22 protein-coding genes and 1 pseudogene are annotated in these 21,320 nt (G+C 64.4%); 14 read left to right on the top strand and 9 right to left on the bottom strand.

The window, feature by feature from the left end; all coding sequences use genetic code 11:
* Positions 1–4: 4 nt before the first annotated feature.
* The 4 genes from OWC48_RS05985 to pncA all read right to left on the bottom strand — a co-directional run bounded on the left by OWC48_RS05985 (position 5) and on the right by pncA (position 5,240).
* Complete coding sequence (locus tag OWC48_RS05985; protein WP_282519131.1) at positions 5–820, bottom strand: sugar phosphate isomerase/epimerase; 816 nt, start codon at positions 818–820, stop codon at positions 5–7.
* 476 nt (positions 821–1,296) lie between these two features.
* On the bottom strand, positions 1,297–3,330 hold the full coding sequence (locus OWC48_RS05980) for an NAD(+) synthase (protein WP_282519130.1): 2,034 nt from the start codon (positions 3,328–3,330) through the stop codon (positions 1,297–1,299).
* Positions 3,331–3,481: 151 nt separating this feature from the next.
* Positions 3,482–4,597 (bottom strand): alpha/beta fold hydrolase, encoded by a 1,116-nt coding sequence (locus OWC48_RS05975; RefSeq protein WP_282519129.1) that lies wholly within the window; start codon positions 4,595–4,597, stop codon positions 3,482–3,484.
* Positions 4,598–4,613: 16 nt separating this feature from the next.
* Positions 4,614–5,240, bottom strand: coding sequence for a bifunctional nicotinamidase/pyrazinamidase (pncA, locus tag OWC48_RS05970; protein WP_282519579.1), 627 nt, complete (start codon positions 5,238–5,240; stop codon positions 4,614–4,616).
* Between the two features lie 257 nt (positions 5,241–5,497).
* Between pncA and glk the strand changes: the two genes are divergently transcribed.
* The 3 genes from glk (at position 5,498) to OWC48_RS05955 (ending at position 7,142) form a co-directional block, all read left to right on the top strand.
* Positions 5,498–6,484, top strand: coding sequence for a glucokinase (gene glk, locus OWC48_RS05965; protein ID WP_282519128.1), 987 nt, complete (start codon positions 5,498–5,500; stop codon positions 6,482–6,484).
* Between the two features lie 152 nt (positions 6,485–6,636).
* A complete protein-coding gene (locus OWC48_RS05960) occupies positions 6,637–6,840 on the top strand; it encodes a hypothetical protein (protein ID WP_254119546.1) in 204 nt (67 codons plus the stop codon).
* A 146-nt stretch (positions 6,841–6,986) separates the two neighbouring features.
* Entirely contained in the window at positions 6,987–7,142 is a 156-nt protein-coding gene (locus OWC48_RS05955) for a hypothetical protein (protein ID WP_282519127.1), read from the top strand.
* A 111-nt stretch (positions 7,143–7,253) separates the two neighbouring features.
* Here the strand turns inward: OWC48_RS05955 and OWC48_RS05950 are convergent, their stop codons facing one another.
* Together OWC48_RS05950 and OWC48_RS05945 are read right to left on the bottom strand one after the other, a co-directional pair.
* Positions 7,254–7,631: a response regulator gene (locus OWC48_RS05950; protein WP_014495213.1), complete on the bottom strand. Its 378-nt coding sequence runs from the start codon at positions 7,629–7,631 to the stop codon at positions 7,254–7,256.
* A gap of 111 nt (positions 7,632–7,742) precedes the next feature.
* The gene (locus OWC48_RS05945) at positions 7,743–8,549 is read right to left on the bottom strand and encodes a Spy/CpxP family protein refolding chaperone (protein WP_282519126.1); all 807 of its coding nucleotides are present in this window, start codon (positions 8,547–8,549) and stop codon (positions 7,743–7,745) included.
* Between the two features lie 484 nt (positions 8,550–9,033).
* On the opposite strand from OWC48_RS05945, the gene OWC48_RS05940 reads away from it, so the two are divergent.
* The 6 genes from OWC48_RS05940 to OWC48_RS05915 all read left to right on the top strand — a co-directional run bounded on the left by OWC48_RS05940 (position 9,034) and on the right by OWC48_RS05915 (position 15,164).
* Positions 9,034–10,374 carry an ABC transporter substrate-binding protein gene (locus OWC48_RS05940; protein ID WP_282519125.1) on the top strand — a complete coding sequence of 447 codons (1,341 nt, stop codon included), beginning with the start codon at positions 9,034–9,036 and terminating at the stop codon, positions 10,372–10,374.
* 149 nt (positions 10,375–10,523) lie between these two features.
* Complete coding sequence (locus OWC48_RS05935; protein WP_282519124.1) at positions 10,524–11,462, top strand: carbohydrate ABC transporter permease; 939 nt, start codon at positions 10,524–10,526, stop codon at positions 11,460–11,462.
* Entirely contained in the window at positions 11,462–12,373 is a 912-nt protein-coding gene (locus OWC48_RS05930; RefSeq protein ID WP_282519123.1) for a carbohydrate ABC transporter permease, read from the top strand. Before OWC48_RS05935 ends, OWC48_RS05930 begins: the two co-directional genes overlap by 1 nt.
* Before the next feature lie 20 nt (positions 12,374–12,393).
* Positions 12,394–13,494: an ABC transporter ATP-binding protein gene (locus OWC48_RS05925; protein WP_282519122.1), complete on the top strand. Its 1,101-nt coding sequence runs from the start codon at positions 12,394–12,396 to the stop codon at positions 13,492–13,494.
* A 34-nt stretch (positions 13,495–13,528) separates the two neighbouring features.
* Complete coding sequence (locus OWC48_RS05920; protein ID WP_282519121.1) at positions 13,529–14,518, top strand: hydroxyacid dehydrogenase; 990 nt, start codon at positions 13,529–13,531, stop codon at positions 14,516–14,518.
* Positions 14,519–14,687: 169 nt separating this feature from the next.
* Complete coding sequence (locus tag OWC48_RS05915; protein WP_282519120.1) at positions 14,688–15,164, top strand: hypothetical protein; 477 nt, start codon at positions 14,688–14,690, stop codon at positions 15,162–15,164.
* Here the strand turns inward: OWC48_RS05915 and OWC48_RS05910 are convergent.
* Complete coding sequence (locus OWC48_RS05910; RefSeq protein ID WP_282519578.1) at positions 15,161–15,664, bottom strand: DUF1993 family protein; 504 nt, start codon at positions 15,662–15,664, stop codon at positions 15,161–15,163. The genes OWC48_RS05915 and OWC48_RS05910 overlap by 4 nt on opposite strands.
* A gap of 113 nt (positions 15,665–15,777) precedes the next feature.
* On the opposite strand from OWC48_RS05910, the gene OWC48_RS05905 reads away from it, so the two are divergent.
* The 3 genes and pseudogenes from OWC48_RS05905 to OWC48_RS05895 form a co-directional block, all read left to right on the top strand.
* Positions 15,778–16,560: a transporter substrate-binding domain-containing protein gene (locus tag OWC48_RS05905; protein ID WP_282519119.1), complete on the top strand. Its 783-nt coding sequence runs from the start codon at positions 15,778–15,780 to the stop codon at positions 16,558–16,560.
* Between the two features lie 264 nt (positions 16,561–16,824).
* A complete protein-coding gene (locus OWC48_RS05900) occupies positions 16,825–17,718 on the top strand; it encodes a DUF2147 domain-containing protein (RefSeq protein WP_282519118.1) in 894 nt (297 codons plus the stop codon).
* A 109-nt stretch (positions 17,719–17,827) separates the two neighbouring features.
* Positions 17,828–18,010, top strand: a pseudogene (locus OWC48_RS05895) (hypothetical protein); the annotation flags it as partial.
* A gap of 142 nt (positions 18,011–18,152) precedes the next feature.
* On the opposite strand, the gene OWC48_RS05890 reads toward OWC48_RS05895, so the two are convergent.
* Together OWC48_RS05890 and OWC48_RS05885 are read right to left on the bottom strand one after the other, a co-directional pair.
* Entirely contained in the window at positions 18,153–18,557 is a 405-nt protein-coding gene (locus tag OWC48_RS05890; RefSeq protein ID WP_282519116.1) for a cupin domain-containing protein, read from the bottom strand.
* Positions 18,558–18,575: 18 nt separating this feature from the next.
* Positions 18,576–19,274, bottom strand: a complete 699-nt coding sequence (locus OWC48_RS05885; protein WP_282519115.1) for a ribonuclease activity regulator RraA — start codon at positions 19,272–19,274, stop codon at positions 18,576–18,578.
* 258 nt (positions 19,275–19,532) lie between these two features.
* Here OWC48_RS05885 and pxpB point away from each other — a divergent pair, with 258 nt between their 5' ends.
* A complete protein-coding gene (gene pxpB, locus OWC48_RS05880; protein ID WP_282519114.1) occupies positions 19,533–20,264 on the top strand; it encodes a 5-oxoprolinase subunit PxpB in 732 nt (243 codons plus the stop codon).
* Entirely contained in the window at positions 20,261–21,298 is a 1,038-nt protein-coding gene (locus tag OWC48_RS05875) for a biotin-dependent carboxyltransferase family protein (RefSeq protein ID WP_282519113.1), read from the top strand. The genes pxpB and OWC48_RS05875 overlap by 4 nt, the downstream gene beginning before the upstream one ends.
* Positions 21,299–21,320: the final 22 nt, after the last annotated feature.

Raw genomic sequence — 21,320 nt, 5'->3', positions numbered from 1 at the left:
CCGGTTATTCAGCGAGACCGAGCGCGGCCAGATGGGCTGCGCCGGCGCGAACGTCGTCGTGATTGCGGAGTTCGAGGATCAGCCGCGGGTTGGAGGTCAGCCGGCCCAGCGCGCGGAACACGGCCACCCACGGGATGTTGCCTTCGCCCGGCGCCCAGTGCCGGTCGGCAAAGCCGTCGGTGTCCTGTAGGTGAACATGCGTCAGCATGTCGCCGGCGGTCTCGACGTAGTAATCGACCGGCGGTGCGCCCGTGGAGATGTGGGCATAGTTGGCGTGGCCGGTGTCGAGGGAGACGCGGACCTTGTTGCTTTCGAGCGCCTTGGCGAGACGGACGCGGTCGCGCGGGTCCTTGTCCTCGATATTCTCGATGACGATCTCGCAGCCGATCGTCTCGGCGCGCGCTATCACCTCGGCCAGCGTCGCCTTGACGCGCTCGACGATGTTGGCGCGGTTGTCAGGATAGAGATCGAGATTGTTGTGGTCCCAGGTCGTGAACGGTGAATGGATCACCATCTGCGTCGCGCCGAGGAATTCCGCGGCATCGAGGCCCTGAAGCAGGCGCTTCGTCACCGCCTTGCGGATCAGGGGATCATGACTGTCGATCTTGAAGCCCCAGAACGGGCCGTGAATGCCGAGCCGGCCGGTGTGGCCCGAGAGCATCTGCTTGATCTCGCTGGCCGCACTCCGCCAATCGCCGTCGAGCAAATCCGCGCGGAAAAAATCCTGGATCTCGAGATCGCGCTGCTGTTCCAGAAGCCAATCGCGGTGGGCGGGGATCGATTTGAGGGATAGTGCGGCGCCCAACACCGGCTTCGACATGGCTTGCTCCTTGACCGTCGGCGATGACGGGAGCAGCGCTAGACCAGTTAAGTGACAGGCCCGTGAAATGCAGGTGCCGCGGCGATGCGCCGATGTGGACATCCCCGCCGATCGCCTGCATCGAATTCAGGCAGCAGTGACCGCAGCAGATGCGGACGAATGCATCAGTGTGCCGCATCAAGCGCGTTCGTGTCCGTAGTGACACGGAATGGAATCCTAACCGTACTTCGCGTACATCGCGCACATCGATCGGCGGCCTTCCAGGGGCATCACCCTCTGATCGCGCACCACGGGGTTGGGGGACCACATGGGGCGGGGGGATCAAAGGCTGGGGCAAGGTGACGAGGTCCGGACTCCTAGGCACTCCGGACCTCGGAACTTTCTAGATTGAACGCAATTTCGCGCCGCCGGCCTTATGAGCCGCGCGGCGCGAAGTCGTTCTGGAGCGACCCTGCCCGATCAGCAGTCTTGCTCAATCACTTCGGAACGTTCCGCTCGAGATCCTCGAGCCATGCCGCCGCGCTTGAATCCGACGGCGCGCGCCAGTCGCCACGCGGCGACAACGAGCCGCCGGCCGAAACCTTCGGCCCGTTCGGCATCGCCGAGCGCTTGAACTGGCTGAAGGCGAAGAAGCGGCGCAGGAACACTTCCAGCCAGCGCCGGATCTCCGGCAGATCATAGGCCTTGCGCTTATCGGTCGGGAACGCCGGCGGCCATTCGCCCTTGGCGACATCATTCCAGGCGTGATGCGCCATGAACGCGATCTTGGACGGCCGCATGCCGAACCGCAGCGTGTAGAACAGGTTGAAATCCTGCAGCTCGTAGGGCCCGACGGAAGCTTCCGTGCTCTGCGGCTTCTCGCCGGGCTTGACCGGAACCAGCTCGGGCGAGATCTCGGCCGACAGGATCGACGCCAGCGTCCGGTTGACGTCGTCGCTGAACTGCTTTGAGGCGATCACCCAGCGGATCAGGTGCTGGATCAGAGTCTTCGGCACCCCGGCGTTGACATTATAGTGCGCCATCTGGTCGCCGACGCCGTAGGTGCACCAGCCGAGCGCGAGCTCGGAGAGATCGCCGGTTCCGATGACGATGCCACCATGATGGTTGGCGAGCCGGAACAAATAGTCCGTGCGCAGGCCCGCCTGCACGTTCTCGAACGTGATGTCGTAGACCTTCTCGCCCTTGCCGAAGGGATGGCCGATGTCTTTCAGCATTTGCGTCGCCGTGGGACGGATGTCGAGCTCCTGCCACTCCGTCTGCAACGCCTTCATCAGCGCCAGTGCATTGGTCTTGCTCTCGCTGCCGGTGGCAAAGCCCGGCATGGTGTAGGCCAGGATATTGCTGCGCGGCAGTCCGAGCAGGTCGACCGCCTTGGCGGCGACGATCAGGGCGTGGGTGGAATCGAGCCCACCCGAGACGCCGATCACCACGCGCTTGGTTCCGGTCGCGCGCATGCGCTGCACGAGGCCGGCGACCTGGATGTTGTAGGCCTCGTAGCAATCCTGCTCGAGCAGGGCTTCGTCGCTCGGCACGAACGGGAAGCGCTCGATCTTGCGCAGGAAGCCGATGTCGGTGGCCGGCGCCTTCAGGGCGAAGGTGATCCTGCGGAAAAAGGCCTCGCGTTGCCGGCGATTATCGTCGAACGTGCCCATCAGTGCGCGTTCCTGCCTGAGCAGATCGAGATCGACGTCGGCCAGCGTGATCTGGCCGTCCTGACGGAACCGCTCGCCCTCGGCCAGCAGCACGCCGTTCTCGTAAATCGAAGTCTGGCCGTCCCAGGCCAGATCCGTGGTCGATTCCCCTGCCCCCGCGGCGGAATAGACGTAGGCCGCAAGACAACGCGCCGACGTCGATTGGCACAGCAGTGCGCGCGAGCGCGCCCGGCCAATCGTGATCGGGCTGCCGGATAGATTGATCAGCACGCTGGCGCCGGCAAGCGCGAGTTCGGAAGCCGGCGTCACCGGAATCCACATGTCCTCGCAGATCTCGACGCCGATGATCAGGCCTGGAACATCCTCGGCCGCGAACAGGAGGTCAACGCCGAACGGTGCGTGTAGCCCGCCAAACGCGATCGTCTCTCCGGCCATGCCGGCGCCGGAGGCGAAATGCCGTCCCTCGTAGAATTCACGATAGGTCGGCAGATAAGACTTGGGCACGACGCCAAGGACGTTGCCGCGATGAATGACGACGGCGCAATTGTAGATGCGATGACCAAAGCGCAGCGGCGCGCCGACGATCAGGACGGTCATCAGGGCCGAGGAGGCCTCGACGATTGAGGCGAGCCCGCGCTCGACCGCATCGAGTAGCGGGTCCTGCTTGACGAGATCCTCGATCGCGTAGCCGGACAGGCACAGCTCCGGAAACACGGCGACCGCCACCGACTGTTCATGGCATGCCCCTGCCGCCGCCAGGATCGCCTTCGCATTGGCCGCGGGATCGGCCACATGGGAAGTGGTGACGCAGGCCGCCACGCGCGCAAATCCGTGGGCGTAGATCGAGTGGAAGCTCATCGAGCGCGGTACCCTTAATCTTGTCGCGGCCGCAGCCGCCAGTTCCAGATGATATGTAGCCCATCGACCGGGCCCCGTGCAGGCCATCCGCCGTCATGCATAACGGATTTGCGTGTTCGCCGGCCCGGCCGGGCCAAGGCACCTGACAAGGTCAGGCGCTGCGGGCCAGCACTCCGGAGAGCTCGTCGCGCAGCCACTCGGCGATCCGGGGCCAGGCATGGGCGTGGGTGCGCGCCCCCATGAACAGGCCGAGATGATTGCTGGGCTCGGAGGCCGCGGCGATGAAGGCCGGCGGGGTGCCGACCAGACCGGCGGTCGCGAGCGCCTGCGCAGCCGGCACGACCTCGTCATCGAGCCCGGCCAGCAGGTAGACCGGCGCCTTGACGTCCCTCAGATCAACCTCGCGGCCGAGCGCCGTGAAGTTGCCACCGGCAATCCGGTTCTCCCGGAAGATCCGGTTGACGATCTCCAGATAATAAGTGCCGGGCAGGTTGAGCGTCTCGGTATTCCAGCGATCGAAACGCGCGAGCAGTGCCGCGCCCTCCTCGTCCGAGAAATCCCTTTGCAATGCCGCCGCAATGTCGTCGCGGCTCGGCGCCTTCGTCCAGAAGCGCAGCATCTCGTCGCCGCTGACATTGCCGCCGCCGCGCGCCACGAGCTGGTCGTAGAGCGCCTCAGGCGCATTGCGAGCGAGCCGGGACAGCGCGGAATCGATCGAGAGATCGACGGGCGCCCCCACCAGCACCAGCCGCCGCACCTTGGCGGGAAAGCGCGCCGCATAGAGCAGCGACAGCCAGCCGCCCTGGCACAGGCCGATGAGATCGACCGGCGCGCCGATTTCGTCGACGGCGACGTTGAGATCGCCGAGATAGCTGTCGATCGAGAGATAGCGCATGTCCGGCGAGGCCGAGCGCCAGTCGGTGAGGTAGACCCGATCGACGCCGCCATTCTGCAGGGACTGCACCACGCTGTGGCCCGGTGCGAAGTCGGCGATCAGGGCCCGATGCAGCGCATAGGGCGCGCAGACCAGTGCCGGCTGGCCGGATTGCGTCCGCGTGCAATCGCGCAGGCGCATGGTCGCAAGCTCCAACGCGACCGTGTTGGGCGTCGTCCACGGCAGACTGCTCTCGTCCTGTTCCGTCGGATCGCGCTCCAGCCACCAAAAGTAGGCGTCCATCGCGAGCCGCGCCGCCGTCAACGGCCATAGCAGCGGATCATTCGGAGGACGATCCGATCCGCCCAGCGGTTTGCCGCCCTTCTCCACCATGACTATCTCAAGGTCCTCACAGCAAGGCCTCCAGGCTGACGATCGAAATACCGCGCTCGCGAAAACTCCGATGGGTCGCGGCCACAGAGCCGTCGAGATCGATGCCGCGGCATGCGTCCTCGATGACGGCGACCTCGAACCCCGCCTTGCGGGCATCTTCCGCCGAGAAGCGAACGCAGAAATCGAGCGCCAGACCGGCGACGAAGACGGTCTTCAGCTCGCGCTCGCGCAAATAGCCGAGCAGGCCCGTCGGCGTCCGGTGGTCGTTCTCGAACAGCGCCGAATAGGAATCGATGCCGCGACGAAAGCCTTTGCGCACCACGAGGTTTGCGCTGGTAACGTCGAGCTCCCCATGGAATTCGGCGCCCGCCGTGCCTTGCACGCAGTGCGTCGGCCACAGCACCTGGGTGCCGTAGTCGAGCTCGATGGTCTGGAACGGCTGCTTGCCCGCATGGTTCGGTGCGAACGAGACGTGGTCGCCTGGATGCCAGTCCTGGGTCAGCACCACATTGGTGAATTTTGCGGCAATTCGGTTGATGGCCGGGACAACCTTCTCGCCGCCGGGAACGGCGAGCGCTCCACCGGTGCAAAAGTCGTTCTGCACGTCGATCACCAGCAGCACGTCGCGGTCGGAAATCTGCATCGCAAGGCCCCGTTCCAGCCGTCCGGCGCGACGGGCGCCGAACGCTCCGTCCAATGTCGATCTTCCTGCGCGGCTTCGCAACCACCGACACATGCGGCGATATCGCGCCTGTCGTACCTGGGATGCAACGGTTTGGCGTTGTCCGAGTTGACTAGGCTCACCCAAGGACGGATTCTAAAGACGTTCGCAAATTGCGGATCGGATCGAGCGGAGGGAACGGTTCCCGCGAGCCTGCGCGGCGCGGCAGCCACAAGGTCATGAGTATCGGCAAGACAGGACAGATTCTTCTCGCCGATATCGGCGGCACCAATGCGCGCTTTGCGCTGAGCGAAAGCGCATCGGACGGCGGCGACCAGGCCGGGCCCATCGACTATGTGAAGGTCGCTGACTTCCCGACCGTCCGGGAAGCCATCGCCGACGTTCTTGCTCGCCGGTCCGGCGGCAAGCAGCCCAAACGAGCCGTGCTGGCCGTCGCGGGTCCCGTGACCAACAACCGCTGCGTCATGACCAACAGTCCGTGGGTCATCGACGGCAACGAGCTCCAGCCGGCCCTCGGCTTCGAGAGCGTGCATGTGCTCAATGATTTCGAGGTCGTGGCCTGGTCCCTGCCCGCCCTGAAGCCTGCCGATTTGATCCCGCTCGGGGGCCAGGACGGCCTCCCTGGAGAGCCGCTGCTGGTGGTTGGGCCTGGAACCGGCTTTGGCGTCTCCTGTCTGGTCGAACGTCACGGCGCCCGGCTGGCGGTTGTCACCGAGGCAGGCCACGCCACTTTGCCGGCGGAGACCGAGCGCGAGGAGCGCGTGATCGCGGCCATGCGCCGACGTTTCGGTCATGTCTCCATCGAGCGTGGCGCGCTTTCGGGCTCTGGCCTGCAAAACCTCTACGAGGCGCTGGCGGAGGTCGACGGCGCCCAGGTGCCGCACCGCGACGCCGCCGCCATCACCAAAGCCGCCCTGGAGGGCAGTTGCGAACTCAGCCGCGCGACGCTGGAGATGTTTTGCGCCATCCTCGGCTCGGTCGCGGGCAATCTCGCGGTGACCTTCGGCGCCCGCGGCGGTGTCTACATCGCCGGCGGGATCGTACCGCGCTTTCCGGAGTTCCTTGCCGCTTCCGCGTTCCGGGCGCGCTTCGAAGCGAAGGGACGCTTCCAGGACTATTTGCGCAACATCCCGACCAGGCTGGTGACGAAACCCGACGCAAGCTTCGTCGGCCTGAAGATGTTCGCCGACCACAATCCGGATTGATGAGGCTTCATCGGCTCGGACGCCGTCCAGTCCGTTAACTATACACAGCTGATTGCAGCCAACGCGCGGTTCCACGCAGGATCGTGCTTGCCCGACTATGTCCGATGGGAAACAATTCCCTGGAGTGTGTGGCGTAGTTGCGGGGGCGTGACATGCGTAAGCAGGACTTGGGTTTCGACTATCACCGCTATCACCGCCTGCTGACTGAGGCGGACGACGATGACAAGCGGCTGGCCCTGATCGAGCTCCTGATCGAGGAGAAGGCGCGCGACCGGCTGGCCGCGCAGCGCGCCTCTGATCGCGCCGCCATGACGGCCCATACCATCGCCACCGTGCTGAAGAACGGCCGCAACTGAGCCTTGCGGCACCGCTTGCTGCTCGCGCAAATACGCGAGCGATTGCGATTCCGTTAACGATCCCTCGCAAGCTCGCGTCAAACTTTTTGCTCTAAGAGCTTCCCCTACCTGATGCAATTCAGGGGTCAACAAAGGGGGGAATGAACATGAGCATGATTTCGCTTGCCGCGATCCCGGCCGCCGTCGAAACCCGTTTTGCCGATTCTTCGTTCAAGACGATCTTGCTGTTCTGCTGCATGGGCCTGGTCGCCTCGTTCGGCCTGATGGCGCGCGGCATCGACCTCAGCGCCGGCCTGATCTGAGACCACGACACATTCTTTCGCCAAATGGCCGCCCCTTACGGGCGGCCATTTTCGTTGGCGATCTCAGTACGGCGCCTTCTCAGTGAGGAGCCTTGTCAATGAGGAGCCTTCTCAGTGAGGAGTTTTGGCGACCGCGTCCGGAAACAGCGAATCGATCATCACCTTGAGCTGGTCGAGGGAAATCGGCTTGCGCAGGATCGGCCGCCGCCGGAGCAAGGACGGCAGCAGCTCCGGCCCGTAGCCGGTGGCGAACAGAAACGGCTTGCCGCGGCGCTCGATCAGGTCGGCGACAGGATCGACGTAGAGGCCCTTCAAATTGATGTCGAGGATGGCGAAATCGTATTGCGCGGTCATCGCAAAGGCGCTCGCGTCCCGGACATTGTCCGCTTCTGCGACGACATGGTGGCCGAGTTCCTCCACCATGTCGGCGATCATCATCCGGATCAACGCCTCGTCTTCGACCAGGAAAACGGAGAGTCCGTCCGCCATATCAACCCCGCAGTCAGCTTCCGAAGCTAACCATACCCGAAATGCGGAGAGGATTCACGAATTCGTGGCGGGCGCCGTTAATTCAGACGCCCGCAATCGGATTCAACTTGATTAATCCAGCCCGCGCTCGTGGCTGAGGCGCACCATCTCCTGGATGAAGACCTGCTTCTGCTTGTCGTCGAGGCTCGAATAAAGCGGCTCGGCGGCATCGGCGACGTTGCGCTGGTCGGAGGCGCGGTCGATCAGGAATTGCGATTCGTTGCGCATCTGCTCGATGATGTCGTCAGGCGGATCCCGCTTGGCGCGGGCGATCCGCAGGTTGAGCCGCTCCGCGCCATTATGCCCCAGATAGTGCATTGCGCTCGAGAAGCCGAACCAGTGCTTCTCTTGATCGGGCGTCAGGTTCAACTCGGTCTTGATCCGCTCGATATAGGAATCGCTGTTGGCGACGATCTGCTCGGCGCTCTGTTGCGGCGCGCCGGGCTGGGTGAGGACAGTGACGTCCTTATTGTCCTTGTTGTCCTGCGGCGCATTCCTGGCTTCCTTGCTCGCCTTGGCGCCCTTGCCCGCCTTGGCGGCCTCCTTGGCGCTCTTGGCATCCTTGTCCTTGCCGGCGCCCGGCTGCTTGGAATCCTTGCTTGCGTCCTTGTTCGCGTCCTTGGCAGCTGGAGCCGGCTGGTTGTTGTTATTGACGCCGAGCACGCCGGTGAAGACACCGACCACGCCGCCGATCGCACCGCCCAGCACGCCGCCAACGGGGCCGGCCGCCTTGTTGCCGGCCGCGGCCCCATCCTGAACGCCCTTGACCAGGCCTTGCGCCTGCGCCACCGCGGCGGCGCCGAGCAGCACCGCGAGCACGGAGCCCAGCGCGAACCATCGCCGCAGGTGAAGCCGCGCAGGCGGCGCCGGGTTGATCATTCTGGTCTCCATCGTCGATCCGATTGTCCTGTCCGGGTAGGGGCCACCCGCCGGTTGCAACTCTATCGTTTTCGCCGCTTCGCGGTCCAGCCGCAGCCAATTGCTGTCCACGCCCGAAAACTGTTTGCCGCGAAGCGGTTATGAAGGCTTATTCGAAACTGCGGCGTAATTGCGCACGAGATGTCCCGCGCTCCCTGCCCCGAAGTGTGCGTCGCAAAATGCGCCTCCGAGGTTCACCTCCGGCGCGCGTCGCGCGACGGCGCTGCAGCGTTCCCGGACGCAACGTTAGTTCTAGACGGCGAGCCGTTCGGCTTCCTCGACAGACGGGATCAATCATGATCTGATCGCGCTACCAATTTGCTGCACTTCGCGCGATTTCACGGCGAGGCGTAGCGCCAAGAAACGCGAACAAAAAATCAAAAACAAAACTCGGAATGCCAGAGGAAACGCGAGAACAATAAAACAATCCAGGTGAGGAAACGAGATGTCACGCAAGAAACTGACGCGACGTCAATTTGTAGCTGCCACTGCAATGTCCTCCGCAGCGCTGATCACAGCGCCCTATGTCCGGGGCGCTTACGCCGCCGGCAAACTCTCGATCGGCTTCTGGGACCACTGGGTGCCCGGTGCCAACGACGCCTCCACCGCCATGGTCAAGGAATGGGCTGAAAAGGAGAAGGTCGAGGTCTCCATCGATTACATCACCAGCAACAACAAGAAGATCGAGTTGACGGTCGCGGCCGAAGCGCAGGCCAAATCCGGTCACGACATTCTTCAGATGTACACCTGGTGGCCGCATGCATATGCCGAGCAGTTTGAACCGGTGAACGACGTGGTCGAGGAGGCGATCAAGCAGAATGGTGAGGTCAACGACACGGTCAAATATCTCGGCAAGGCCGACGGCAAATGGCTTGCGGTCCCGGCAACCCCGGGGAGCCAGATCAAGGGGCCCTGCTCGCGCATCGACCTCATGAAGAAGCATGCGGGGATCGACGTCCAGGAACTGTACCCCGTCGGCGCGCCGCCCAAGGCCGATAGCTGGAATATGGATACATTCCTGAAGGCGGCGGAAGCCTGCCAGAAGGCAGGTTTCCCATTCGGAATCGGTCTCGGCGAGACCACCGACAGCGTCGATACCGCGGGCGCCATCTTCCAGTCGTTCGGCGCCGAACTCGTCAACGCCAAGGGCGATGTCACGGTGAAGACCGATGAGGTTCGCCAGGCGCTCGAATACTACAAGAAGCTGATCGCCTTCCTGCCGCCGGACGCACCGTCCTGGGACGATGCGTCGAACAACAAATGGCTGATCTCCGGCCGCGGCGCCCTCATCATGAATCCGCCGAGCGCCTGGGCGGTCGCCAAGCGCGACGCGCCGCAGGTCGCCGAGCAATGCTGGACGCACGGCTTCCCCTCCGGTCCTAAAGGCAGGTATGCACCGTTCCTGCCCTATTTCTGGGGGCTCTGGAATTTCTCCAAGAACAAGGCATCGGCCAAGAGCCTTCTGGCTTTTCTGTCACAGCCGTCATCGATCGAAAAGTTCGTCGCGGCGAGCGGCGGCTACGATTTGCCGGCCTATGCGAAGATGACGACGCTGAAGACCTGGGCCGAGGTAGGCCCGCCGAAGGGCACGCTCTACCACTATCCAAATCCCTACAATCATCAGACGCTGTCGATTGCGGCCTCTCCGGCGCCGCCGAAGATCGCCCAGCAGATCTACGCGCAGGCCACGCTGACCAAGATGGCGCTGCGGTTTGCGCAGGGAGAAAAGTTGGAGACCGCGCTCGCCTGGGGCGAAGGCGAGTGTGAAGGCTTCATGCGAACCTAAGCCGGGGTGTGCCACGGGCGGTTCACGCATCCCAGCGTGAGCCGCCAGGGTACCTCACCGTTCGATGGAATGAGCAGATCGAGCCGACACGCAGGTGCCGGCTTCGCCGTTGGACATTCCGCAAGGAAGCTTGACCCAAGGACACTGACATGGCCGATGTCGTCGTTGAGCACGGTCGCGTCGCCCGCACGGCGAGCGCGCACAAGCGGACGGGCTTGCACAATGCGTTGAAGCGGAAATCGACCGTGGCGTTCTTCCTGACGCTGCCGCTGATCCTGCTGATCGCGCTGTTCGTGCTTTACCCTGCCCTGTTCTCGATCCACCTCGCGACGCTGAACAAGTCGATGCAGAAATTCGTCGGCTTCGGCAACTTCACCTTTCTGTTCAAGCGCGAGACTTTCTGGATGGTGGTGAAGCAATCCTGCATCTTTGCGGTTACGGCCGTGTTCTTCAAGGCGCTGATCGGCTTCATCGTCGCGCATTTCGTGCACAACATACCGGCCAAGGGCCAGCGCAAATGGCGCGGCATGCTGCTGGTGCCCTGGGTGATCCCGCCGGCGATGAGCACGCTCGCCTGGCTATGGCTGTTCGACCCATCCTACAGCGCGTTCAATTATACGCTCTCATTTTTCGGCATCGGTCCCATCAACTGGCTCGGCGATGCCGCCTGGGCGCGCTTTTCCGTCATCCTCGTCAACGTCTGGTACGGCGCGCCGTTCTTCCTGATTATGTATCTGGCGGCACTGAAATCGGTGCCGGACCAGCTCTACGAGGCCGCCGCAATCGACGGCGCCAATTGGTGGCAGAAGATCTGGTACGTGACGCTGCCTATGATGCGCAACATCATCGCCATCACGACGCTGTTCTCGCTGATCGTCACCTTTGCCAATTTCGACATCGTCCGCATCCTGACCTCAGGCGGGCCTCTCGACCAGACCCAGATCTTTGCCACCTATGCGTTCCGGGTCGGCATCGAGAGCAACGACATTCCGCTCGGCGCCAGCGTCTCGCTGTTTATGGTCCCAATCCTCGCCGTCGCAGCGATATTCATCCTGCGCGACGTCAACAAGCGCGGGAACGAATCCTGATGAGCACAATGGCGATCGACAAGGCGGGCCCCCGGCGCAAGGTCAAATATGGCAGCATGAGCCGCGACCGTGCCTGGGCGCTGCGCTGGTCCTATTTCTTCCTTGTGCTGTTTGCGATCTTTTTTCTGACGCCGCCGCTCTACATGGTGATCACCTCGCTCAAGAGCAGCGCGGAGATCTCGGCTGCGACTAATCCGTGGTGGGTGTTCCACCCGACGCTGGCAAACTATGTCGAACTACTGACGTCGAACCAATTCCTCCGGTTCTTCTGGAATTCGACCATCGTGTCGCTGGTGGTTGTGATAGTCACCATGCTGATCAGCATCCCTGCGGCCTTCGCGCTCGCGCGGATGAAGTTCTGGGGCTCGACAACGCTCGCGACCGGCGTGTTCCTGACCTACCTGGTCCCGGACAGCCTCCTCTTCATCCCGCTGTTCAAGATGCTGGCGCTGGTTCAGGACCTCACCGGCATCACGTTGCTCAACCGATGGTATGTGCTGCTGTTCGTGTATCCGACGCTGACGGTGCCGTTTTGCACCTGGATCATGATCGGCTACTTCGCGTCGATCCCGAAGGAACTCGACGAAGCCGCGATCATCGACGGCGCATCCTGGCTCCAAACGCTGACGCGGATCTTCATTCCCGTGGCGCTGCCCGGGCTGATCGCGGCAACCATCTTCGCCTTCACGGTATCCTGGGCGCAGTTCCTCTATCCCCTGGTGTTCACGACGTCCATCGACCAGCTCGTGCTGCCCGTCGGCATCACTACCACGCTGATCAAGGGCGACGTCTTCAACTGGGGGCAGATCATGACCGGGGCGCTGCTCGGCGCAGCTCCGCCGCTGATCATCTACGCCTTCCTGATGGACTACTACATCGCCGGCCTGACCGCCGGCGCGACGAAGGGTTGATATCGAGGGGTTCAAGTTCAATGGCCGACGTTTCCCTGCGCAAGGTGATCAAGCGTTACGACGATGTCGAAGCTGTGCGCGGCATCGATCTCGATATCTCCGACCACGAGTTCATCGTGCTCGTCGGCCCCTCCGGGTGCGGCAAGTCGACGACGTTGCGCATGATCGCGGGACTGGAGGACATCACCGACGGCGACATCATGATCGGCGGCGACGTCGTCAACGACGTGCCGCCCAAGGACCGCGACATCGCGATGGTGTTCCAGAACTACGCGCTGTACCCGCACATGACGGTCGCGGAGAACATGTCGTTCGGGCTGCGCCTGAAGCACTATCCCAAGGCCGAGATCAAGGCGCGGGTGACGGAAGCCGCCCGCCTCCTCGACATCACCGACCTGATCGACCGCAAGCCGAAGCAGCTCTCCGGCGGTCAGCGCCAGCGCGTCGCGATGGGCCGCGCCATCGTGCGCAATCCGAAAGTGTTCCTGTTCGACGAGCCGCTGTCCAATCTCGACGCCAAGCTGCGCGTGCAGATGCGGATCGAGATAAAGAAGGTGCACCAGAAGGTGCGCACCACCACGGTCTACGTCACCCACGACCAGGTCGAGGCGATGACGTTGGCTGACCGCGTCGTTGTGATGAACAAGGGCCGCATCGAGCAGATCGGCACGCCCAACGAGCTCTACCACAAGCCGGCGACGCGCTTCGTCGCCGGCTTCATCGGCTCGCCCGCGATGAATTTCATCCCGTGCCGGCTGGAGGATGTCGGTGGCGCGCTCCAGATCCGCCTCACCGACCGCATCGCCTTTGCCCTGCCACCGGCTCGCGCCACGCGCTACAACGCGTTGCCGCGCACCGACAAGCTCCTGCTCGGCCTCCGGCCCGAGCACCTCACCGAGTCGCATGCGCATCTGGGGCCGGGCGTCGAGACCTTCGATACCGTGCTCGACGTCACCGAGCCGATGGGGATGGAGACCCTGGTCTATTTCGGCCTCGACGGCACGCCGGTCTGCGGCCGCGTCGATCCCAACGCCGGCGCCAAGGACGGGGCACCCATGCGTTTGGCGATGGACCTCAACAATATGCACCTGCTAAACGAAGACACCGGCGTCGTGTTGTGACGCAGGTCCAAGAAATGCAAGCAGGCAGGGAGCGATGGCGACCAACAAGAAGAAGATTTTCGTTACACAAACTTTGTCGCAAGGGGCCCGCGCCCTCCTCACCCAGCGAGACGATATCGAGCTCGTCGAATTTCCAAACCTGATCTCGGCGAAGGATTTTGAGGCGCTGTTGAAGAGCCACGCGCCGGTCCATGGCGTGGCGCTCGGCGCCACCGCCTTCGGCGAGACCGAGCTCGAGGCATCCCGCGACATGAAGGTGGTGACCCGCATCGGCGTCGGCTATGACGCCGTCGACGTACCCGCCCTCTCCCGCCGCAAGGTGCCGCTGATGGTCGCGGGCAGCGCCAACTCGCCCTCGGTCGCCGAGCAGGCGCTGTTCATGATGCTGACGCTGGCCAAGCGCGCGCAGGAAATGCATTCCTGCGTCAAGGACGGCAAATGGGCCGACCGGCTCGGCATGCTGCCGTTCGATCTCTACGGCAAGACCGTGCTCGTCATCGGCTTCGGCCGCATCGGCACACGCACCGCCAAGCGCTGCCTGGCGATGGACATGAAGGTGCAGGTCTACGATCCCTACAAGCCTGCCGCCGAGATCAAGGCCGCGGGCTGCGAGCCCGTCGCCGATCTCGACGCAGCGCTGCCCAACGCCGACTTCGTCACCATCCACTGCCCGAAGACGCCGGAAACCGTCGGCCTCTTCGATACGGCGCGGATCGGCCGGATGAAGCCGAAATCCTACCTCATCAACACTGCACGCGGCGGCATCGTGAAGGAGGCCGCGCTATACGACGCCCTGGTCTCCGGCAGGATTGCCGGTGCCGGTATCGACGTGTTCGAGGTTGAGCCGCCGCCGGTCAGCAACGCCCTGTTCGCGCTGCCCAACGTCATCATGGCCCCGCACGTCGCCGGCGTCACCGTCGAGGCGGTGAGCCGCATGAGCGAGCAGACCGCTCGCAACATCCTCAGTGTGCTGGACGGCGATCCCATCCGGCAGAACATCATCAACCAGGACGTGCTCGGCTGAGCCGACCTCCGGGCGGGCGGTTATCCGCCCGCCTCCGGAACGCCAGAATGCGTCCCATTTTTGGTGCAGATCGAGCCCAAACTCAGCCTTAATCAAATCCGCGTAATAAGGCCGGCCGCGGCGGCAGTGGGACAGACTTGCCGGCCGCGTCGAGCTGGAGGATGAACCCTTGTCAGAGATCGACCCGACCGACCACGCGCTGGCGACCATCGCGAGCATTTTGGAGCACCCCGAGCGCGAGACCGAGACCGAAATGGTGGTCGCCGGTGAGCAGGTCGTCACCGACGAGCATCCGATCGCCGACGAGCATGCGGTCGCTGAAGAGCACGAGCATCCCGTGGTCGAGGAGCAACCGCTGGTGCCGGAGCACACCGATGCGGACGGCTACAGCAAAGTCGGTCCGGGGCCGATGGTGGCGATCCGTCTGAAATGGACGGTCCATCGCGGCGATGACGGCCAGTTCTACGTCCACGAGACCATCGGCGAGCAGTCCGCGCCCGTGATCAGCGGCCCGATGACGAGCGAAGCCGCGGTGCATTTCGTCGACGCGCACGAGGACGAGGCACATCGGCGCTTCGAGGAGCTGCGCAGCGAGATCGCCGGCCGCAGCTCGCTCGCCGATTACGAGCGCAGGGGCGAAGCCTAGCGCTCGCGGGGGCCGAGAAAATCCCGCTTCACGAGCTCGACGCCGGCATGCCGGAGCAAGTCGTAGGATGTCGTGACGTGAAAGAAGAATTGCGGGACGCTGAACGTCAGCAGCAGCGTCCGCCCGGTGAAGGGCAGCTCGGTCCCGTTTTTCAGCCTGAAGAAGACATTCCGTTCCGCCGCACTATCGATCTCGGCGCGCGACAGGCTTTCGATGAACTCGATTGACGTCGCAATGCGCGCCTGAAGCCCGGCGATGTCGTGCTCCAGCGCCGGCAGCGCCACCGGCTCTTGCTCGGCCAGCAAGGCCGGCGCGACCGTGGCATGGCGGCACGCCTCCCCTATCTGCTGCGCCAGATCGTACATGTTCGGCGCCATGCGCATGCCGAGCAGGACGGCCGGATTGAACTTCCGGCTTTCGGCATAGGCGACGCCCTTGTCCAGCAGTGCCGACAGGTTGCGCAGATACGGCACGAACACGCCGACCGAGGCGTCATACATCGAGATCGTCACCCTAAATTCCCTTCAATTCCGCCTCGCCAGCGACGGGCATCTGGTCTAAATCCAAGTTTCAAGAGCTGCACAATGACAGCTCGGGCATGGGTGGAAAAGAGATGATCGTTCGAATCGTGGCGGCTTTGGCCGCCGTCCTGCTGGCGAACTTTTCGGCATATGCACAGCAGCCGGCGCCGTCGCGCCTCGATGAGATCGTCAAGCGCGGCACTCTGCGCGTCGGCATGACCGGCGACTACAAGCCTTTCACCTACCTGGACAAGGCGACACAGCAGTTCAGCGGCTTCGACGTCGACATGGCGGAGGCACTCGGCAAGGCGCTCGGCGTCAAAGTCGAATTCGTGCCGACGGCCTGGCCGAAGCTCATGAAGGACTTCGAGGCCGACCAGTTCGACATCGCCATGGGCGGCGTCTCGGTCACGCTCGACCGGCAGAAGAAGGGCTTCTTCTCGATGCCGATCATGCGTGAAGGCAAGACGCCGATCGCACGCTGCGCCGACGTCGGCAAGTACCAGACCATCTCCGACATCGACAAGAAGGGCACCCGCGTCATCGTCAATCCCGGCGGCACCAACGAGCGGTTCGCGCGCGCCAACATCAAGGACGCCGAGATCAACGTCTTCTCCGACAACACCGTGATCTTCGACGAGATCGCCAAGGGCAACGCCGATTTGATGATGACGGACGCCTCCGAGACCCGCTACCAGCAGAAGCAGCATTCCGGCGTGCTCTGCGCGGTGCATCCCGACAAGCCGTTCGACTTCTCGGAGAAGGCCTACTGGCTCCAGCGCGACATGGCGCTGAAGGCTTTCGTCGACCAGTGGCTGCACATTTCGATGGAGGACGGCAGCTACAGGAAGATCTACGCCGCCTGGTTCGACTAGATCGTTTTCGAGCGAAGTGGGGTACCGGCTCGCGTAAAGACGCGTCCATACTAGAATCTAGGGCCTCATTCCAATTTCATCGGAACGGGCTCGGGGCCGCGTCCTCCTGTCGCTTGCTTCGCCCGAATTGTGGACGGGTTCCGGGCGTATTGAACCCGGCACCGCCGGACCACGACTCATACGGTGACAGTGATCTAGATCACTTTTTGCGATCGAGCCGGCGCGTAAGCGTTGGTACCGGGACCAGCTGTTCAGGAGACGGAAATGAGGAAGCTGTTGGCCACGGCCGCATTCCTTTTGGCGAGCACCGCTGCGCAGGCGCAGTACACTTTCGAATATGGCGGGCGCACCATCCGCATCGATCCGGACCGCGGCACGGTGCAGATCCCCGGCGTCTACGACAACACCGGCCAGGGCAAGGCGAAGAAAGCCAAGAAGAACGAGACGAGCCCGGGTCAGCAGGCGCCTCAACAGGCCAAGGTTGATCCGCAACCTCAGGCCGCTCCGGCACCAGCTCCCGCCCCTGCCGTGGCGCCGCCCGCAACCGAACAGGCGCCGGCCGCTGCAGCGCTGCCGCCGGTTCCGCCCCCGCCCGCTCCGCCTCCATCCGCAACCGCCAGCAACGCGCCAGCCGAAACGGCCGTGTTGCCGCCGCCCGCAACGCCTCCGGCGCCCGCTCCGGTCGGGCAGCAGGCAGCGCCCGCCGTGGCGCCGCCGCCGGCTCCGACCGTGGCTGCCGCGCCCCCGGCGCCGCCTCCAGCCCCCGCTCCAGCGCCGACCCCCGCACCTGTTCAGGCCGCCGCCGTCGCGCCCCCGGCTCCCGCAGCCGCGCCCGCGCGCGATCTCAATTCACCGCTCGGCATCTGGCTCACCGAGGAGAAGGAAGGCAAGGTCCGCATCGAGCAATGCGGCAGCAACCTCTGCGGCTATTCGGTCGACAGCAAATCGAACCAGAACGGCGAGCAGGTCCTGATCAACATGAAGCCCGGCAAGGACCAGAACAAGGATCAGAAATGGTCCGGCCGCATCCTCGATCCCAACTCCGGCTCGACCTACGATTCCACGATCGCGATGAAGGGCACCGACCGCCTGCGCGTGCAAGGCTGCGCCTTCGGCGGCATGTTCTGCGGCGGCCAGACCTGGACGCGCGTGAACTGAGTCCGGCTTCGACGTTCGAACCGAGACAAGGGGCCCGCAATCCGGGCCCCTTTGCTTCTGTCCGCGATCTCTTTGCGGAGTGCGCCACCTCACAGAGCCCCGCGCGCCGATCGCATCGAGCAGCGCTGCGGTGTCGGCATCCGGCCGCGTGGCCGATGCCGGCAGCATCAACATCACCTTGAGCACCGGGATCAAACTCGCCGTCGGCTTCGGCCGGCTCAGCGGCACCTCAGGCTCCGGCACATGGCGCGGCACCCTGTGCACGGGCACGTGGACGGCGGAACGGATGTGATTTGCCATGTTCCGGACGCGCTGCAACGCAAAGCGTTGCTGCGCAGAGCCGGGACCCAAGGGCTCTTGCTTTGAGGAAACTCGTGGGCCCCGGATCGGCAACGCAGCGCTTACGCGCTGCATTGCATCCGGGGCACGAGAGATTAGCCCAGCGCCGCGCCATACTCCGCGTCGGTCACCGGCTCCAGCCAGGTCGAATAGACGCCGTCGAGCGCTTCCTGCATGGCGATGTGGCACATGCTGTTGTTGGGCGAGGCGCCGTGCCAGTGCAGTTCACCCGGCGGAATCCAGACGGTGTCACCGGGACGGATCTCCTGAACCGGACCGCCCTCGGTCTGAACACGGCCGACGCCCGAAATCACGTAGAGCGTCTGCCCGAGCGGATGGTGGTGCCAGTTGGTACGCGCGCCCGGCTCAAAGGTGACGCGCGAGCAGTTCAGCCGCGCCGGCGCCGGGGCCATGATCACGGGGTCCTGCAACACGGTGCCCGTAAAATTTTCCTTAGGCGCGCGGCGGGTCGGCCGCGTGCCTGCGACGGTGATTTCCATGGGATACCTCGTTTCCTGTTACTTCTTGCTGGCGGCGTAGCGCGCCTTGGTTTCGGCGTTCATGGGATAGAGGCCCGGCAGCACCGCGCCGTCGTTCACCTCGTTGACGATCCAGGCTTCCATCCGCTCCTGCTCGACACCCTCATTGAGCACGTGATCGAGCATCGCCTGCGGGATCAGCACGCAGCCGTCCTGGTCGGCGACCACGATGTCGTTCGGGAACACGGCGACGCCACCGCAGCCGATCGGCTCGCCCCAGCCGACGAAGGTGAGGCCCGCAACCGACGGCGGCGCGGCATAGCCGTCGCACCACACCGGAAGATTGGTGCCGAGCACGCCCTCGACGTCACGCACCACGCCGTCGGTGACCAGCGCAGTGACGCCGCGCTTCATCATGCGCGCGCAGAGGATGTCGCCGAAAATGCCGGCATCGGTGATGCCCATGGCATCGACCACGGCAATGCAGCCGTCCGGCATCGCCTCGATCGCGGTGCGGGTCGAGATCGGCGACGACCAGGATTCCGGCGTCGCCAGATCCTCGCGCGCCGGCACGAAGCGCAGCGTGAAGGCGGGCCCGACCAGCCGCGGCAGGCCCGGGCGCAGCGGACGCGCGCCGCGCATCCACACGTTGCGCAGGCCCTTCTTCAGCAGGACCGTGGTGATGGTGGCAGTGGTGATGCCGGCGAGGGTCTTGCGGGCTTCGGGGGACAGCGACATGGACGAGAACGAGCTCCGGATGGGCGGGAAAGAACGCGCGCATCTTGCGAGCCGCAGCCCTTGCGTCAAGGGCCAAAGAGCCAGCAAGAACGCAGGGCCGCTGGGCTGTTATGCGACGCGATAACAACGCTTTATCGTTTCCCCTTGCATTAATTTATTGGACTTGCGGGCGCATTTACGCGAAGCAAGGACAAGCGGAACTCAAGGCTGAGCCCGCATTTCCTGAGAAGCCCGATTTCGACAGCCCTTCGACAGCTCATGGCCGCGACGCTTCCCCCGCCCCGCCTTCTGCCCAGTGGCGACAGCGCCGTCACGGTCGAATTCAGCCGCACCATCGATGACGCCGCCAACGAGCGCGTGCTCGCGCTCGACAAGGCGCTCGCAGCAAGCCCCATCGACGGCATCACCGAGACCGTTCCGACCTATCGCTCGCTGCTGGTGCATTACGATCCCGGCAAGATCGGCTTCGACGCGCTCGGCGAAAAGCTGCTCGCGCTGGCCAGCCAGCCGCTGCCGCCGGCCGCGAGGGCGCGGCGCTGGCGCATTCCGGTCGCCTATGGCGGCGAGCACGGCATCGACCTCGAGGATGTCGCCAAGGCGCTGAACACCACGCCCGACGACATCGTCGCCCGTCACGTCGCCGGCGACTACCGTGTCGCCATGATCGGTTTCACCCCGGGCTGGTCCTATCTCAGCGGCCTCGACAAATCCCTGCACATGTCGCGGCGCCAGAGCCCGCGGCTGTTCACGCCCGCCGGCACGATCTCGATCGGCGGCATCCAGGCCGGAATCCAGTGCCTGGCGGCTCCGAGCGGCTGGCACTTGCTCGGCCGCACACCTGTCAGAACCTATCAACTCCACCGGAATCCGACCTTTCTCACCGAACCCGGTGATCGCGTGACGTTTTTCGCCATCGACCACAAGACCTTCGAGGAACAGGATCGCGCCGCCGAGGCCGGCGAGATCATCGCCGAGCAGGTGATCGCATGAGCCGGCTCGTGATCGCCAGCATCGGTCCCGCAAGCTCCGTTCAGGACGGCGGCCGCCACGGCGCGCAGCGCTACGGCCTGACGGTCAGCGGCGCGATGGACCGTCTGTCGCTGGCGGCAGCGAACACGCTGGTCGGCAACGAGCCGTTCGCGGCCGTGGTCGAGATCGGCCCCTTCGGCGCCACGTTCACCGCCAAAGACGGCGCCGTACGCGTCGCGATCGCCGGCGCGCCGCGCAATGCCGACGTCGCCGGTAAGCCAGTGGCGATGGACACGTCGGTGACGCTGAAGGACGGCGAGGCGCTGACGCTGGGCTTTGCCCGCGGCGGGGCGTTCACTTATCTGGCGATCGAAGGCGGGATCAAGGGCGAGCCGGTGTTCGGCAGTCTCGCGGTGAACGCCCGCGCGGGCCTCGGCAGCCCCTACCCACGCCCGCTCCAGGCCGGCGATGAATTCACAGTCGATGCCGCAAGCGGCGCGCCCGAGCTGCGCATCGAGCTGCCGAAGCCTGCGAGCGGTCCGATCCGTGTCCTGCTGGGCCCGCAGGACGACGAGTTCGACGACGCCAACAAGGCGCTGTTCCTCGATAGCGAGTGGAAGATCTCGGCCACCTCCGACCGCATGGGCTACCGGCTCGAGGGCCCGGCGATCAAGCATCTGCATGGCCACAACATCGTTTCCGACGGCACCGTCAACGGCAGCATCCAGGTGCCCGGCAACGGCGCGCCGATCGCGCTGATGATGGATCGCGGCACGTCCGGCGGCTATCCGAAGATCGCAACCGTGATCACGGCCGATGTCGGCCGCCTCGCGCAGACCTCGGCGGGAACCGCGTTCCGCTTCCTCGAGGTCACCATGGCCGAGGCGCAGGAGGAGGCGCGCAAGTTCGCGCAACTCATCCGCAACCTGCCCGATCGCCTGCGCTCTTCCGACACCGTCGAGCTGAACATCGAGGCGCTCAGCGATGCTAATGTCGCGGGCTATGCGGTGAGCGCCGTGGATGCCGGGACCTGGCAGGTCACGGCGGAGCCATAAGCGACAAGACGACCAGAGGCGG

The sequence above is a fragment of the Bradyrhizobium sp. Arg816 genome, from assembly GCF_029989365.1.
In the GTDB taxonomy this organism is placed as follows: Bacteria; Pseudomonadota; Alphaproteobacteria; order Rhizobiales; family Xanthobacteraceae; genus Bradyrhizobium.
Note: the sequence above shows the minus strand (reverse complement) of the source record. Positions and strands in the feature narration are given on the sequence as shown.